We start from the raw sequence: 16,007 nt of genomic DNA on the forward strand, positions 1-16,007 counted from the left end.
GGCGGGGCGGGCGGATGCGCCGCCCGCCCCGGGCCGGGACGCCGGTCAGCGGCGCCACTTCTGGTTGGCGGCGCCGGTGCAGTCCCAGATCTGCAGCCGGGTGCCGTCGGCCGAGCTGGGACCGGTGGCGTCCAGGCACTTGTTGGCCTGGGGGTTCACGATGTCGCCGGCCGCGCTGAACACCCACTTCTGCGCGCCGGTGCCGTTGCAGTCGTAGAGCTGCACCTTGGCGCCGCTCGCCGTGGACCCGGCGGCCACGTCGAGGCACTTGCCGAGCGCGCGTACCGAGCCGTCGGTGTTCCAGCTCCAGCGCTGGGCGGCGGTGCCGTTGCACGTCCAGAGCTGCACCGGGGTGCCGTTCGCGGTGCCGGCGCTGGCCACGTCGACGCACTTGTTGCCGTACCCGGTGATCTGGCCGCCGGTGCCCCCGCCGCCGTTGTCCCAGGCCTGGACCCGGACGTAGTCGATGGTCATGGTCTGCGGGAACGTGGTGCTGCCGTCCGGCGAGCCGGGCCAGTTGCCGCCGACCGCCACGTTCATGATCATGAAGAACGGGTGGTCGAAGACCCACCGGTTGCCGCCGATGTCGGCGGGCGTCTTGCGGGAGTACGCCACGCCGTCGAGGTACCAGGTGATCGAGTCCGGCGCCCAGTCCACGGCGAACGTGTGGAAGGCGTCGGCGAGCGCCTGCCCGCCGGGCAGCGAGGTGGAGGCGCCGACGCCGCTGCCACCGGAGTAGCCGGGACCGTGCAGCGTGCCCCAGACGGTCGACGGCGCATACCCGACGTTCTCCATGATGTCGATCTCGCCGCTGCCGGGCCACGGGTTCGTGCCGATGTCGTTGCCGAGCATCCAGAACGCCGGCCACAGGCCCTGTCCACGCGGGACCTTGATGCGCGCCTCGAACCGTCCGTACGCCTGGGCGAACGTGCCGTTGGTGAGCAGCCGGGCCGAGGTGTACTGGCAGCTTCCGTACCAGCAGTTGTAGCCGCCGGGGTTCTCCTTGCGGGCGGTGATGACCAGGTTGCCGTTGCCGTCGAGCGCGGCGTTGCGGGTGCTGTTGGTGTAGTACTGCAGCTCGTTGTTGCCCCAGCCGCCGCCACCGATGTCGTAGCGCCACTTGCTCGCGTCGGGCGCGGCGCCGGCGGGGCCGTTGAAGTCGTCGGACCAGGTGACCGCGCCGGGGGCGGCGATCGCGGGGGAGTGGGGGACGACGGTGAGGGCGGCGGTGAGGCCGACCGCTGTCACCGCCAGGGCGGCGAGGGTACGGATGGTGCGCACGGGGCGCCTCCTGCGGGGGTGGTGGCCGTTTCCGTCACGGCGGCCGGCCCCGTCGAACGGTTAACAAACCATACAAATAGACTTCGATGAAGGTATGAACGAAGTCGGTCGATGTCAAGAGAGCGTTTCCCGCCTGCGCTCCGAGGCGGGCTCGGGCTCGCGCTGCCGCACCACTGTGGGCCGGCGCATGTCCCGCCACGGGCCGCCCAGCAACGGCGTCAGCACCACCAGCAGGTAGCAGGCGCCCATCACGACCAGCGTGGACGTCGGGCCGAACCGGTCCGCGGCGAATCCCGCGCCGACCGCGCCGGCCGGCATGGCCGCCCACGCGCCCGCGCCGATCACGCCGTACACCCGGGCCCGCATGGCCGGCGGCACCCGCTCCAACTGGACCGCGCCCATCAGCGGGTTGAGCGCGCCGGCGGCGAGCCCGGCCATCGCCACCACGGCGGCCACCACCGGCAGCGGCGGCGCGGCGGCGAGCGCCCACAGCGGTGGGGCGCCGCACAGCGCGTACGCGGTGACGAACGTGGCCCGGCGGGGCAGGCGGTGCCCGATCGCGCTGAACACCAGCGAGCCGACCAGCGCCCCACCACCCATGACGCCCACCAGCAGGCCGAACGCGGCCGGCCCGCCGAGTTCCCGTTCGGCGACCACCGGCAGCAGCACCTGGCTCTTGGCCGCGTCGAACAGGTTCGTCACCAGCACCAGCAGGACCATGGCGCGCAGCAGCGGCTCGCGGACCAGGAAGCGCAGCCCGGCGGCGAACTGCCGCCAGTAGCCGCCGGTCTCCGGCTCGCTCCCGTCGTCGGACGGTCGCAGGCCACGCGGCACCAGCAGTGTCACCACGAGCGCCGACACGGCGAACGTCACCGCGTCCAGCGCCAGCACCGGCACCGCCCCGAACACGCCGACCAGCAGGCCGGCCAGGGGTGCGCCGATCATCCGGGCGCCGCGCGAGGTCGCGTCCTCCCACCCGGCCGCCCGCTCGATCGGCACCCCGGCCGCCGCCGCGGCCTCCGGCAGCAGCGCGGTGCGCGCGGTCTGCCCCGGCGTGTCGAGCAGACCGCTGACGAAGACCAGGGCCAGCAGCGCCGGGAACGGCAGGCCGACGGTGGAGTGCAACAGGGGTACGGCGGCGATCGTCACGCCGGAGACCACGTCGGCGAGCACGCTGGAGCGCCGGTAGCCGATCCGGTCGACGAGCACGCCGCCGAACGCGCCGCCGAGCACCACCGGCGCGGTGGCGAACGCGCCGGCCAGCCCGGTGGCGGCCGGTGAGCCGGTCTCGGCCAGCACGTAGAGCGGCAGCGCGATGAGCGTGAGCACGTTGCCGGTCAGCGAGACGGCGTGTCCGATCAGCAGTCCGGCCAGCGGCCGGCGGTCGCGGGTCACCGCGGCCCCCGGTACGCCTGCCAGATGAGCGTGACCATTTCCGCGCCGGACCGGCCGGCGGCGCCGCGTTCCCGCCAGCGCCGGCCCAGCTCGGACAGTTCGTCCCGCAGCTCCACCAGCTCGTCGGGGGTCAGGTGCAGCACCGTGTCGCTGCTCGTGGTGCCGCGGACCCAGGCCGGGTCGAGGTCGGCCTCCGATTCCAGGTACGCCTGGTAGCGGGCCACGTAGCGCTGCATGGCGGCCTGGCGCAGCAGGTTGCCGGCGAGCCGGCGTTCCGGGTCGTCGAGCAGTTCGAGCGGATCCCAGTCGGTGGTGGCGTGCGCGGCCCGCCACCACCGTTCGCGCCGGTCCCGGGCGAGTTCGGGGGCCTCGGTCACGAAGCCGTGCTCGGCCAGCTTGCCGACGTGGTAGCTGACCGACCCGACCGCCTCCCCGGTCCGCTCGCTCAGCATGCCGACGGTCTGCGGGCCGCGCAGGCGAAGCTCGCCGAGCAGCCGCAGCCGGGTGGGGTGGGCCAGCGCCCGCATGGCGCGCGGGTCGCTGAGGCGCCGGTTGCCGGTTCCGTCAGTCATGCCGTCAGGCTAGACCGACAAGAAGTAATGTACAAGGAGTCTTGTTGAACCTCCTCGGGTCTCAGTCGAGGCAGAACTCGTTGCCCTCCGGATCGGTCATCAGCACGTGCCCCGCCTCCAGCGGGGGAGCGGGCTCGAAGCGCCCGAAGCGCGTCGCGCCGAGCGGAACGAGCAGGTCGGCCGCCGCCTCCAGCGCCGCCATCCGGGCCTCGCCGGTCAGGCCGGGCGCGGCCCGGACGTCCAGATGCACCCGGTTCTTGACCCGCTTGGACTCCGGCACCCGCTGGAAGAACAGTCGCGGACCGGCGCCCTCCGGGTCGACCACTGCCGAGGCGTCGTTGTGCCGCTCCGGCGGAACGCCCATCGCGGTCAGCGCCTGTTCCCACGAGTCGAAGCCCTCCGGCGGGCCCTGGACCCGGTAGCCGAGGACCTCGGCCCAGAACGCCGCCAGCTTCGCCGGGTCGGCGCAGTCGATGGTGATTTGCACGTCGCGGGCCATCTCGGCTCACCTTCCGTCGGTCCCGCCGGCGAACCGGCGGCACGTGTGATCGGTCGCCGTCCAGCCTGCCGGAGCCAGCGGACAGCGACTGTCCTCAACACGGGACGGATCAGGTTCGGCGGCCGCTGGTGCGGCCCTTGAGCCGGCGACCCATCTCGCGGGCGATCTCCTTCTTCGCGTCCCGCTCGGCCAGCGCCTGACGCTTGTCGTACGACCGGCGGCCCCGGGCCAGGCCCAGCTCCACCTTGGCCCAGCCGTCGGCGAAGTACATCGACAGCGGCACCAACGTGACGCCGCCGTCGCGCAGCTTCTCCAGGATGCGGGCGATCTCCACCCGGTGCAGCAGCAGCTTGCGGGTGCGCCGGGGCGCGTGGTTGGTCCAGGTGCCGAAGCCGTACTCGGCGATGTGCAGGCCGTACAGCATGATCTCGCCGTCGCGCTCCTGGGCGAACGCGTCGACAAGCGACACCCGCCCCTCCCGCAGCGACTTGACCTCGGTGCCGGCCAGCACGATGCCCGCCTCGTACGTCTTGAGGATGTCGTAGTCGTGCCGCGCCTTCTTGTTCGAGGCGATCAGCTTGCGCCCGTTTTCCCTGGCCACGCGAGCAGGGTACCCGCGGGCGGCGACTCCGGGCCGGTCGCCGGGCGGGTCGCGGCCGCCCAGCCGGTGGTGATCAGCAGCAGCGCCGCGCAGTAGGTGGTCATCACCAGCAGGCCCCGCCCGGGCAGCTCGATCCCGGCCGCGCCCACGCCGATGAGCAGGTCGGAGACGAGGAAGAACGCGCCGCCGGCGGCGACAGGCGCGGACACCCCGGCCGCGGCGGCGGCCATCAGGCACAGCGCCAGGCTGTAGCCGAGCACCGGCAGCCGCAGCGGCCCGAGCATGCCCCACAGCAGCGCGTTCGCCCCGGCCCAGGCGAGCAGGTAGCCGGCCCACGCCACGACCGGCGCGCGCCGGTGCCGGACGAACGCGGTGATGAACGCGATCTGGGTGACCAGGAAGAACCCCATGCCGGCCAGGAACGCGGTGTCACCCTCCAGGAGCAGGGCGACGTCGCCCGCGGTGGCGGCGACCAGGCCGACTGCCACCGCGTCCACCCGGCGGCGGCGCTCCCAGAGGTACGCCAGCAGCACCGGCGCGAGCAGCGGCTTGGCCAGCCACTGGAGCGCCGTCGAGTCGAGCGCGACCCCGACCAGTTCGACGGCGGCGACCAGCCCGAACAGGAGCAGCATCCAGGAGCGCCTCATCGGGCCGGCTGCCAGCCCGGGCGGCCGAACAGGTAGCCGAGTCGGTGCCGCCAGCAGTCGGCCCGGCGTACGTCGGACCAGATCGCGGCGAACTCGTGGGTGGCCACCCGCAGCGGGTTGTAGGTGCCGATGTTCTTGGTGAGGCCGTAGCGCGCGGAGGCCCGCTCGGGCTCGAACGTGCCGAACAGCCGGTCCCAGATGATCAGGATGCCGCCGTAGTTGCGGTCCAGGTACTCGGTGTTGGAGCCGTGGTGCACCCGGTGGTGCGACGGCGTGTTGAAGATCCACTCGATCGGCCGGGGCAGCACCCTGATCCGTTCGGTGTGCAGGAAGAACTGGTAGAGCAGGCTGACCGACTGCTGCAGGAAGATCATCCACGGCGGGATGCCGAGCAGGGCCAGCGCGAGCCAGAACGGCAGTGAGGTCATCGGCGTCCAGCTCTGCCGCAATGCGGTCGAGAAGTTGTAGTAGACGCTGGAGTGGTGGACCACGTGGCTGGCCCAGAGCACACGCACCTCGTGGTGCGAGCGGTGGAACCAGTAGTAGGCCAGGTCGTCGGCGAAGAACAGGATCACCCAGGTCCACCAGTCGCCGGGGGACAACTGCACCGGCGCCACGGTCCACAGCGCCGCGAACAGGCCGACGGTGAGCAGCTTCCACGGGAAGCCGATGATCTGGCTGCCCAGCCCCATGGACAGGCTGGTGGTGGTGTCGCGCAGCTCGTAGCCGCGCTCGTCGTCGTCGGGCAGGAAGCGGTAGGAGACCGCCTCGATCACGATCAGGAGCAGGAACGCCGGGACGGCGTACAGCACGGCGGGGATCATGCGCGCGCTTCCCTTCCGGGGGTGGTGGTGGGGGTGGGGGTGACCGGCGCGGTCAGCAGCTCCCGGGCGTGCCGGGCGGCCGCCGCGCCCTGACCGGAGGCGATCGAGGTGGCGAGACGGCGGTGCCCGGCGACGTCGAGCAGTTCGGCCGCGCGGGCGTCCGGGGGGACGTCACCGACCGCGAACGTGCCGGCCACCAGGCTGTTGAAGGCGAGCTGGTAGGCGGTGTTGCCGCTGCCGCGTACGACCAGCCGCCAGATGGCGATGTTCGCCTCGTTCATCAGGTCCAGGTCGGGGGCCAGGTCGCCGTACTCCTCGGCGGCCCGGACCACGGCGGCGACGACGGCCGCGTCGCCGCGCTCGGCGCACAGCCGGGCCGCGTCGATCCCGACGCAGGCCCGCATCTCCAGCATGTCGCGCACCAGCGTCTCGACCGGGAGTACGTCACCGGAGCGGGCCAGTGACAGCGCCAGGTCCAGCCCGGCGTGGACCCGCCAGTCCAGCACCCGGGTCGCGCCGCCCTGGCTGACCCGGACCAGGCCGAGCTGCTGCAGGCGGCGCAGCGCCTCCCGGACCGCGTGCCGGTTGACCGCGAACGCGCCGGCCAGCTCCCGCTCGCCGGGCAGCGTCTCGTCCGGCGCGTACCGGCCGGAGACGATCGCGTCGCGCAGCCGGCCGAAGACGTGGTCGGAGACCGAGACGCGGGGCGCGGGATCGAAGGTCATGCGCAGCAGTGTGGCCCCGTACACATCAACCCGTCAACTGGTTGTACCAGTCGAATTCCGGGGCGGCCGGTGCGTGCCGCAGCGGTCACCCCTCGTATCCTTTCCGCCGTAGGAGCCGCCAGAGGGAAGGAGCCGGTGTGAGCGACGGGGTCGAGACGTTGGAGTTCCAGGCCGAGGCCCGTCAGCTGTTGCAGCTGATGGTGCACTCGATCTACTCGAACAAGGACGTCTTCCTGCGCGAACTGATCTCGAACGCGTCCGACGCGCTGGACAAGCTGCGGCTGGAGTCGCTCGTCGACAAGGACCTGCCGGCCGACACCTCCGACCTGCACATCGAGATCGAGGCCGACAAGGACGCCCGTACGCTCACCGTGCGGGACAACGGCATCGGCATGACCCGTGACGAGGTGGTCCGCCTGATCGGCACCATCGCCAAGTCCGGCACCGCCGAACTGCTGCGCAAGCTGCGCGAGTCCTCCGACGCCGCCGCGTCCCAGGAGCTGATCGGCCAGTTCGGCGTCGGTTTCTACGCCACGTTCATGGTCGCCGACAAGGTGACGCTGCTGACCCGCCGCGCCGGACAGTCCGGCGGCACCCGCTGGGAGTCCACCGGCGAGGGCACGTACTCGATCGAGGAGGTCGAGGACGCACCCCAGGGCACCTCGGTCACGCTGCACCTCAAGCCCGTCGACACCGAGGACAACCTGCACGACTACACCGCCGAGTGGACGATCCGGGAGATCGTCAAGCGCTACTCCGACTTCATCTCGTGGCCGATCCGGATGACGGTCGACAAGCCCGGCGAGGACGGCGCCACCACCCGCGAGGAGCAGACGCTCAACTCGATGAAGGCGCTCTGGGCGCGCTCGCGGGACGAGGTCGACGAGGCCGAGTACAAGGAGTTCTACCGGCACGTCGCGCACGACTGGGCCGACCCGCTCGAAACCATCCACATGCGCGGCGAGGGCACCTTCGAGTACGAGGCGCTGCTGTTCCTGCCGTCGCACGCCCCGCTGGACCTGTTCTCCCCGCAGGGCCGCCGCGGCGTGCAGCTCTACGTCAAGCGCGTGTTCATCATGGACGACTGCGACGCGCTGATGCCCAACTACCTGCGCTTCGTCAAGGGCGTGGTGGACGCGCACGACCTGTCGCTGAACATCTCCCGGGAGATCCTCCAGCAGGACCGGCAGATCCGCGCGGTACGCCGCCGGCTGGTCAAGAAGGTCCTCGCCACGCTCAAGGACATGTCCGCCGAGTCGTACCGCACCTTCTGGACCGAGTTCGGCGCGGTGGTCAAGGAGGGTCTGCTGGAGGACCCGGACAACACCGAGACGCTGCTGGAACTGGTCCGCGCCGCCAGCACCCACGACCCGGCCGAGCCCACCACGCTGCGGGCGTACGTGGAGCGGATGAAGGACGGGCAGAGCGAGATCTACTACGCCACCGGCGAGAACCGGGCCACCATCGAGAACTCGCCGCACCTGGAGGCGTTCCGCGCCAAGGGCTACGAGGTGCTGATCCTCACCGACCCGGTGGACGAGGTGTGGGTCGAGCGCGTCGGCGCGTACGACGGCAAGACGCTGCGCTCGGTCGCCAAGGGCCAGGTGGACCTGGAGACCGAGGAGGAGAAGGAGAAGGCCGAGGCCGAACGGCAGGAGTACGCCGACCTGCTCACGTTCCTCGGCGGCGCGCTCGCCGACAGCGTCAAGGAGGTGCGCCTGTCCACCCGGCTGACCACGTCGCCGGCCTGCGTGGTGGGCGACGCGCACGACATGACGCCGACGCTGGAGAAGATGTACCGGGCGATGGGCCAGGAGGTGCCCCAGGTCAAGCGGATCCTGGAGCTGAACCCGGCCCACCCGCTGGTCACCGGGCTGCGCAAGGCGCACGGTGAGGGCGGCGACACGGCCGCGCTGACCGAGACCGCCGAGCTGCTGTACGGCATGGCGTTGCTGGCCGAGGGCGGCGAGCTGGCCGACCCGGCCCGGTTCACCCGCATCCTGGCCGACCGCCTGGCCCGCGGCCTGTAGCCCGACCCGACCCGGCCCGCTTGATCGACTCCACTACGCCGAGGTGGCGGTATCTGGGTGCCCCCGATGCCTCCACCTCGGCGAGCTGGTGTCGATCAAGCGCCGGGAAGTCGATCCGGGTGGTTGTCGGGTCAGTCCTTCGCCGGGCTCGTGCGGGCGGCTGGCTGCCGCTTGATCGACACCAGCTCGCCGAAGTGGTGGTATCAGGCGGGCTCTGACCCCGCCACTTCGCCGAGCTGGTGTTGATCACCTGGGGCGTCCCGGAATGAGGAAGATCGATCCCAGCTGGAGGGACGCTCGGGGCTCTAGATGAGTGAGGGCTCTGGCGGAGATGGTCTTGCGGGCCCGCGTCGGCGGGGCGGCCCTAATGCGCAGGTGTCGAGCGGGTGGATCTGACGGAGCGCCGCTTGGCGAGCGTCGGCTGATGTCGGGCTCTTGTCGAAGGCTGTTGATCGGCTGTGTCCGGGCGGTTGTCGTGGCTTGTGCTTGATCGACACCATTGCGCCGAAGTGGCGGCATCGGACGGGTTCTGACCCCGCCACCTCGGCGAGACGGGTCTGTTCAGGGGAGGGCGGGATAGAGCGCTGCCACCCCACCGGACAGCCCCGCCTGGACCCGGCGGGCGACGTCGTCGGCCAGGATCTCGTAGCTGCCGGACTCGATGCCGTCGGCAGCGAGCCGGGCGACGTCGGCCGGGTGGGCCTTCGGGCCGGGCACGGCGGCGGCCATCTCGGTGTCCATGTAGCCCACGTGCAGCCCGGCGACCCGGACGCCCCGGCCGGCCAGTTCCAGGCGCAGCGCGTTCGTCATCGACCACTCGGCGGCCTTGGCCGCGCCGTACGCGCCGACGCCGGGGATCGTGAACCAGGACAGCGCCGACAGCACGTTCAGGATCGTGCCGCCGCCGTTCGCCGCGATCCGGGGCGCGAACGCGCGTACCACCGACAGCGTGCCGAGGTAGTGCGTCTCCAGCTCCAGCCGGATCTGCGCGAGGTCACCGTCGAGCAGGTCGGCGCCGGTGCTCACGCCGGCGTTGTTCACGAGCAGCGTCACGTCACCGGCCCGCTCCGCGGCGGCGGCCACCGAGGCGGGGTCGGTGATGTCGAGGCGTACCGGGGTGACGCCGGGCAGGTCGACGGTGTCCGGGTTGCGGGCGCCGGCCCAGACGGTGGCGCCGCGCGCGACGAGTTCGGCGGCCAGGTGCCGGCCGAAGCCGCGGTTGGCGCCGGTGACCAGGGCGGTGCTTCCAGCGATCTTCATGTCTCGCTCCGAGGGGTGGGAAAGGAAGGTGGGTCAGGCGGACAGCAGGCCCGGACCGGGCAGGACGGCCAGCTCGCCGGGCGGTACGTCGTGTCCGGCGTCGCAGCGCAGCCGGGCGTGCACGGCTGCGCCGCACTCGTCGTGGGTCAGCCGGACGGCCGGGCCGGCCTCGTCGGCGGCGTACGTGTCGCCCCACTGCCGCAGCGCGACCAGCACCGGGATCAGGTCGCTGCCCTTGGCGGTGAGCACGTACTCGTCGCGGGTGCGCTGCCCGGGCTCGCGGTAGGGGCGCCGGTCGAGCAGCCCGTCGGCGACGAGCTGCTTGAGGCGTGCGGCGGCGACGGGCTCGCTGACGCCGACCCGCCGCGCGAAGTCGTCGAAGCGGCGGGTGCCGAACGACGCCTCGCGCAGCAGGAGCAGCGTGGTGCGGTTGCCGACCACCTCCAGCGCCCGGGCGATCGAGCAGTTGGCGGTGGACCAGGAGTCACGCTGCGCAAGGAGGTCCGTCATGGCGTCGACGGTACCCCCTGACTTAGGAAATCAAAAGTCAGCTACCTCACAGCTGGCCGGGGAAGAAGCCGTGCCGGGCCAGCGGCTCGACGATCTGGTGCTCCTCGTACGACAGGTGCGACAGCAGCGTGTCGGTGAGCAGGTCCACCGCCTCCTGGAGCTGCGTGAAGTCGCCGGGCCGGTGGACCAGTTCCACGAGCGCCCGGTCGACGCCCTCCACCACCCCGTGGATCACCACGTGTTCCTCCTCGAGGCGGTCGAGCACGGCCGCCAGCCCGGCCTCGGAGCGGCGCAGGTGCGGGAAGATCGAGGCGTCCTCCAGCCCGTGGTGCTGGGTGACCATGGTGCAGTAGGCCGCGCAGTACGCCCCGAGCGTCCAGTTGTTCTGCCGCATGGTCATCTCGTTGAGCGCCGCCCGCGCCCGGCCCGGCGACACGGTGCCCCGCTTGACCTGTTCCAGCAGGTCGCGCACCTGGGCCAGCTCCTGGCGCAGGTGGTCGTGCACGTCCACCAGGTGCTGCCCGGCGGCCTGCCCCCGGGGTGGGTAGACCTGGCCGGCCGGAGGCGGCGGGGCGGTCGGCCGGGTCGACTCGTCCCAGGGGCGGCGCGCGCTCAGACGTACCCCCGGGTCGGGGCCGGGGGTGACCGCCAGCGTGGCCGCGCCGCCGGTGGCGGCCGTGTCGTCGGCGACCGCGCGGGCCCCGCTGCCGGGCGCGGTGCGCTCGGCGGCGACGAGTTCGCGGACCGCCGGCGCGACCTCCTGGGCGAAGATCTGGATCGCGCGCGGCTCGTCGCTGCCGAGGATGAACGTGGTGATGCCGTGCTCCAGCGTGAGCCCGGCCAGCTCCTCCACCCACTGCTCCGGCGGGCCGGCCAGGAAGCCGGCCGACGAGCGGGCGAACGTGCCGGTCACGTTGAGCATGCGGCGGATCTCGGCCGGGTCGCGCCCGGCGGCCTGCGCGCCCTCGTCCACGAGCGCGTTCAGGGCGGGCAGCTCGTCGGGGCCCTTGGGCAGGTAGGACAGGGAGGGCAGCCAGCCGTCCGCGGCGCGGCCGACCAGGCGCAGCATGCGCGGCTTGTACGCGCCGACCCAGATGCCCACCTGATGCGCGGGCGCCGGACCGCGCTTGGCGCCGACCACCCGGTAGTGCTCGCCGTCGACGCGGATCATGCCGCGGCGGTCGGTGTCCCAGACCTCGCGGATCACCCGGATCGCCTCGTCCAGGGCCTCGACCGCCGCGCCGGGGGACAGGCGCCGCCCGCCCGTCGCCTCGATCGCGTCCCAGAACGCACCCGCGCCGAGTCCCATCTCGACCCGGCCGCCGGTGAGCAGGTCCAGGCTGGCCATGCTGCGGGCCAGCACCACCGGCTGGCGCAGCGGCAGGTTGAGCACGTTGCCGGCCAGGCGGATGCGCTCGGTGACGGCGGCCACGTAGGACATCAGCGTCCAGGTGTCCAGGAACCCCGGCTGGTACGGGTGGTCCTGGAACGTGACCAGGTCCAGCCCGACCTGTTCGCAGAGCGTGGCCAGCGCCACCACCTGGTCGGGCTGCCCGGCGGCGGGCGTGATGAAGCCGCCGAAGGTGAGCTCGTGTCCGTGATCGGTCATCCGTCCCGCCCCTCCCGTGATCTTGCTCGGCCCTGCCACGGTAGCTCCACAGGTGGTAGCCCGGCCGGGTGAACACCGTCACAAGAAGTGGACGATCGTCGCAAACCGTCCTTAGCGTCGGTTTCGTTCGCATTCGCGGGCACCGCGGGCCGGAAACGCCAAATCCCGCCGCCGGCCCCGGTAACCGAACCTCGTGCGGGAGCGGGGGAACCACACGTTCCACGGTGCATCGTCACCTCGGGGTGAAGCCGCCACCGGCGGCCGGGCTCCTCGGCCCGAACCCGACAGCTCACCTCGTCGGCGTGGAGGAATCCACATGGCAACTGCATACTCGGCCCGAAGCCGCCGTACCGCTCTCGGAGCGGTCCTGGCCGGCGCCGCCGTCGGCGCCGCGAGCCTGTTCGGCCCGGCCGCACCGGCCAGCGCGGGCGTCAACTGGGACGCGGTCGCGCGCTGCGAGTCCGGCGGCAACTGGAAGATCAACACCGGCAACGGCTACTACGGCGGGCTCCAGTTCTCCCGCGCCACCTGGAACGGCTACGGCGGCCAGAAGTACGCCGCCCGCGCCGACCTGGCCAGCCGGTCCGAGCAGATCGCCGTCGCGGAGAAGGTGTTGCGCGGCCAGGGCATCGGCGCGTGGCCGGTCTGCGGCAAGAAGGGCGGCTCGGCGAACGCTGCGGCGACCCGGTCCGAGCGGGCGGCCCCGAAGAAGGCGGCCCCGAAGAAGACCACTTCGAAGAAGGCCGCCCCGAAGCGGGCCGCCACGCGCAAGGCCGCGCCGGAGCGGGCCGCGACGACTGCGGCGCCGCAGCCGTCGGCCGGGACGTACGTGGTCCGGCGCGGGGACACGCTGTCGGAGATCGCCGTGGCGCAGCGCGTCGACGGTGGCTGGCGTGCCCTGCACGAGCGCAACCGGGCAGTGGTCGGCGACGACCCCGGCCTGATCTTCCCCGGTCAGCGGCTGCGTCTGCGCTGATCTGGTCCGGACGCCCGGCCGGTTCGACCCGGCCGGGCGTCCGGCCGCCCGCGACACGCCGCGCCGCCGGTGTCCGGCCTGCTCGCGGCGCCGGACGCCACCCGTGACGGCCGCTGACCGCGATTCGTCGGAGCCGGTTGCTAGGGTCACGATGATCGGCTCAGACGTGAAGAAAGCGCGGAAATGACCAACGATCCGTTCTCGGCGGCCGCGAGCATCGACGAACTGCTGACCCGCACGCAGCAGGCGCTCACCGCGATGCGCTCCCGGGCCTCGGAGCACGCCGACGGCGAGCCGGGCGACCTGCTGCGCGCCGAGGGCACCGCAGCCGACGGCCGGGTCCGCGCGGTCGCCGTTCAGGGTGGCCGGCTGGATTCCGTGACGATCGACCCGGACTTGGCCGGCGAGCCCCTCGACGTCCTCTGCGGACATGTCACCGCCGCCGCCAACGCCGCGCTGTCCGAGCTGGACGCCCGGGTCAGCGCGTCGGCGCGGGCCGACGCCGACGCGCTCGCCGCCCGGCTCGGCAGCATGGGTGACCAGGCCGAGCTGTTCGGTCGCGCGATGCACGAGGCGGCCGCGCGGATCCACCGCGACCGCGGCACGGCGTCCCAGGCCGGGCGTCCGGCCTGACCCGACCGCACACGGCCCGGCACGACGCGGCGCCGCCCCGGCACGCGGCGGCGGCCAGGCGCGACGCGGCACCGCCCGGCACGACGAGGCGGCCGGCCGCCGGGAGGACGACGACCGGCCGCGCTACGCCACGGTCAGCTCAGGGTGACCGCGGTGTCGTCGACGACGAAGGACGTCTGCAGTGAGCTGTCCTCCACGCCGCTGAACGAGATGGTCGCCGTGGTGCCTGCGAGCGACGAGATGTCGAAGGACCGCTGCACGTAGCCGGTGGCCTTGTTCAGGTTGGAGTAGGTGGCCAGCGTGGTGCTGCCGGCCTTGACGGTGAGCTTGTCGTACGCGGTGCCGGTGGTCGTCTCCGCGCTGTCGATGTGCAGCCAGAAGCTGAACGTCGCGCGGCATCCGGCCGGGATCGTCACCGACTGACTGAGCGTGTCGGTGTGCGACGAGCCGTACCCGTCCAGCCACGCCTTGTACGAGCCGCCGTGCGCGGCCTGGCCGCTGTCGGTGGTGATGACGCCGGACGAGGCGGTCCAGCTCACGTTGCCCGACTCGAAGCCGGGGTTGGCGAGCTTGTTGCCGGAGCAGCCGCCCGACGGCGGGGTGGTGGTGGCGGTCGGCGTGGGCGTCGGGGTGCCGCCGGCGCAGGTCGGCTCACCCGACTGGGCCGGTACGCTGACCGCCGCCCAGGCCGCCTTGACCGCGTTGAACTCGGTGCAGCTGCTCGGGTAGAGGTTCTTCGCCGCCTGCAACGTCCAGACGCGGTACTTCAGGTAGGACGAGGACGACGTCTTCAGCAGCATGGCGTTGTACATGATCTTGATGGCCTTCTGGATGCCCAGGCCGCTCACGCTGCTGCTGTTGCAGGTCGAGCTGGACGGCTGCCCGTTGGTCGGGCTGCTGCCGTTGGCCAGCAGGTAGAACCAGTGGTTGCCGGGCCCGGCCGCGGCGTGCACCTCGGTCGACGGGATGCTGCTGGAGTAGCAGTTCGGGTCGCCGAGCGCCGACGGGTTGTACATGTTGCGGATCGGGCCGGAGCCGACCAGGTTGATCTTCTCGCCGACCAGGAAGTCCGGCGCGTCGTAGCTGGACGGCTCGTTGGCGAACCACTCGGTGGCCGCGCCGAACGTGTCCGCCACGAACTCCTGCGTGCCGCCGCCGGAGATGCCGCCGGGGGTGTTGTCGTCGATGCCGTGGCCGATCTCGTGCGCCACCACGTCCAGCGAGCCGATCCACTGACCGGCGGTGTTCTTGCCGATCTGCACCTGGCTGCCGTCGTAGTAGGCGTTCTGGTCGTTGAGGCCCACCCGGATCGGCCAGTAGCCGCCGTTGCCGTTGGCGCCGTTGCGGCCCAGCCACTGGGCGAGCATCTTGTGCTCGGTCTGCGCGGAGAAAAGCGCGTCCACGCAGCCGGTCTCCTTGTTCGTGGCGGTGCCGTTGCCCCACACGTCGTCGGAGCCGCTGAACGTGGTGTTGTTCGCCGCGTCCTGGCAGCTCAGGTTCGTGACGGTCGGGTCCTTCATGGTGTACGTGGAGCCCGACTGGGTGGTGTTGAGCGTGAGCGGGCTGGGCCCGTTCCAGGCGCCGGTGCCGGTGCCGCGTACCACGTGCTCCTGCTTGCGCAGGACCGCGCCGGTACGGGCGTCGACGTCGACGGTGAGCCGGCTCGGGCCGTCCGCGCTGGTGCCACGTACCGTGGTCTCCCAGGCGAGCGCCGGTGCGGCGCCGAGCGTGTAGACGACGAGCGTGGTGCCCTCGACGGCGCTGACGGTCTTGAGCTGGGCGCGCGCCGTGGCCGCGGCGGCGGCCTGGGTCAGCGCGGGCGTGGTGGCGAGGGCGCCGATCGGCCGCTGCTGGGCGACCGAGGCGTACTTGAGGTTGCCGGCGGAGTCGGTGGCCAGCACGAAGTCGCCGCCGACCACGGGCAGGCCCTTGTAGGTGCGCTCGTACGGCACGTACTGGGTGCCCTCGGAGGAGATGACCGGCTTCTGGACGAACGCGTCGTCGGAACCGGCCTGGAGGTAGGCGGGGCGGTTCGCGACCAGCGCGCGGGTCGAGTCGGCGGCGGCTGCTCGGGCCTGGGCCGGGTTGGGGGCGGCGGGCCCGGGTGGCGCGGCCTGCACGGCCGCGGCGGTGCCGGCGGCGATGACGCCGGCCGCCGCCGCGCCGGTGAGCGCGGCGAGGCGAGGTGAGAGTTTCACGGAGGTTTGCTCCTGTTCTACAGGCGCGCCGCACGAGCCCGGTGGGGACGGGCGGCGCGGTGGTGCGAGGCAGGGTGACGGCCGGTCACCGGAGCTGCCGGCGTGGCTCCGGGTCGACAGATCGACCGTCGCGATTCGCCGGGGGTCGGCGGTTCGCTGGTGCACAATCACACGCCGCGCGAGCCGTGAGCAATGGGTGACCTGGGCAACGGCTGGCAGTCGGGCGTGTCGCCGCGCGTGTCGTCAC

The 16,007-nt window shown here is 72.3% G+C and carries 15 protein-coding genes and 1 riboswitch; of the genes, 3 read left to right on the top strand and 12 right to left on the bottom strand.

All coding sequences use genetic code 11. The features are described 5' to 3' along the window. Positions 1–45 precede the first annotated feature (45 nt). The 8 genes from BAW75_RS16430 to BAW75_RS16465 all read right to left on the bottom strand — a co-directional run bounded on the left by BAW75_RS16430 (position 46) and on the right by BAW75_RS16465 (position 6,544). A complete protein-coding gene (locus BAW75_RS16430) occupies positions 46–1,281 on the bottom strand; it encodes a glycoside hydrolase family 16 protein (RefSeq protein WP_104114139.1) in 1,236 nt (411 codons plus the stop codon). A 114-nt stretch (positions 1,282–1,395) separates the two neighbouring features. After that, positions 1,396–2,676, bottom strand: a complete 1,281-nt coding sequence (locus BAW75_RS16435) for an MFS transporter (RefSeq protein ID WP_104114140.1) — start codon at positions 2,674–2,676, stop codon at positions 1,396–1,398. Then, positions 2,673–3,248, bottom strand: coding sequence for a helix-turn-helix domain-containing protein (locus tag BAW75_RS16440; RefSeq protein ID WP_104114141.1), 576 nt, complete (start codon positions 3,246–3,248; stop codon positions 2,673–2,675). The genes BAW75_RS16435 and BAW75_RS16440 overlap by 4 nt, the downstream gene beginning before the upstream one ends. 61 nt (positions 3,249–3,309) lie before the next feature. Beyond that, entirely contained in the window at positions 3,310–3,747 is a 438-nt protein-coding gene (locus tag BAW75_RS16445) for a VOC family protein (protein ID WP_104114142.1), read from the bottom strand. 109 nt (positions 3,748–3,856) lie between these two features. Continuing rightward, positions 3,857–4,348, bottom strand: a complete 492-nt coding sequence (gene smpB / locus BAW75_RS16450; protein WP_104114143.1) for an SsrA-binding protein SmpB — start codon at positions 4,346–4,348, stop codon at positions 3,857–3,859. After that, positions 4,321–4,980: a lysoplasmalogenase gene (locus tag BAW75_RS16455; protein WP_244206142.1), complete on the bottom strand. Its 660-nt coding sequence runs from the start codon at positions 4,978–4,980 to the stop codon at positions 4,321–4,323. Before BAW75_RS16455 ends, smpB begins: the two co-directional genes overlap by 28 nt. A gap of 11 nt (positions 4,981–4,991) precedes the next feature. Continuing rightward, positions 4,992–5,819, bottom strand: a complete 828-nt coding sequence (locus BAW75_RS16460) for a sterol desaturase family protein (protein ID WP_043323784.1) — start codon at positions 5,817–5,819, stop codon at positions 4,992–4,994. Next, complete coding sequence (locus BAW75_RS16465) at positions 5,816–6,544, bottom strand: FadR/GntR family transcriptional regulator (protein ID WP_043330104.1); 729 nt, start codon at positions 6,542–6,544, stop codon at positions 5,816–5,818. Before BAW75_RS16465 ends, BAW75_RS16460 begins: the two co-directional genes overlap by 4 nt. 137 nt (positions 6,545–6,681) lie before the next feature. On the opposite strand from BAW75_RS16465, the gene htpG reads away from it, so the two are divergent. Beyond that, positions 6,682–8,574, top strand: coding sequence for a molecular chaperone HtpG (gene htpG, locus BAW75_RS16470; RefSeq protein ID WP_104114145.1), 1,893 nt, complete (start codon positions 6,682–6,684; stop codon positions 8,572–8,574). Between the two features lie 561 nt (positions 8,575–9,135). Here the strand turns inward: htpG and BAW75_RS16475 are convergent. Genes BAW75_RS16475 through BAW75_RS16485 form a run of 3 tightly spaced genes read right to left on the bottom strand, consistent with a single transcriptional unit; the run spans position 9,136 to position 11,953 of the window. After that, positions 9,136–9,834 (bottom strand): SDR family oxidoreductase, encoded by a 699-nt coding sequence (locus BAW75_RS16475; RefSeq protein ID WP_064445843.1) that lies wholly within the window; start codon positions 9,832–9,834, stop codon positions 9,136–9,138. A 33-nt stretch (positions 9,835–9,867) separates the two neighbouring features. Then, positions 9,868–10,344 (bottom strand): winged helix-turn-helix transcriptional regulator, encoded by a 477-nt coding sequence (locus tag BAW75_RS16480; RefSeq protein ID WP_043323791.1) that lies wholly within the window; start codon positions 10,342–10,344, stop codon positions 9,868–9,870. Positions 10,345–10,390: 46 nt separating this feature from the next. After that, entirely contained in the window at positions 10,391–11,953 is a 1,563-nt protein-coding gene (locus BAW75_RS16485) for an LLM class flavin-dependent oxidoreductase (RefSeq protein WP_104114146.1), read from the bottom strand. A 172-nt stretch (positions 11,954–12,125) separates the two neighbouring features. Further along, positions 12,126–12,271: riboswitch (cyclic di-AMP (ydaO/yuaA leader) on the top strand. Here BAW75_RS16485 and BAW75_RS16490 point away from each other — a divergent pair. Further along, entirely contained in the window at positions 12,270–12,929 is a 660-nt protein-coding gene (locus tag BAW75_RS16490; RefSeq protein WP_104114147.1) for a LysM peptidoglycan-binding domain-containing protein, read from the top strand. (Overlaps the previous riboswitch by 2 nt.) 183 nt (positions 12,930–13,112) lie before the next feature. Then, the gene (locus BAW75_RS16495) at positions 13,113–13,562 is read left to right on the top strand and encodes a YbaB/EbfC family nucleoid-associated protein (protein WP_043323797.1); all 450 of its coding nucleotides are present in this window, start codon (positions 13,113–13,115) and stop codon (positions 13,560–13,562) included. A 134-nt stretch (positions 13,563–13,696) separates the two neighbouring features. On the opposite strand, the gene BAW75_RS16500 is transcribed toward BAW75_RS16495, so the two are convergent. Continuing rightward, positions 13,697–15,760 (bottom strand): M4 family metallopeptidase, encoded by a 2,064-nt coding sequence (locus BAW75_RS16500; protein ID WP_043323799.1) that lies wholly within the window; start codon positions 15,758–15,760, stop codon positions 13,697–13,699. Positions 15,761–16,007: the final 247 nt, after the last annotated feature.

It is taken from the genome of Micromonospora chalcea (assembly GCF_002926165.1).
Taxonomy (GTDB): Bacteria; Actinomycetota; Actinomycetes; order Mycobacteriales; family Micromonosporaceae; genus Micromonospora; species Micromonospora chalcea.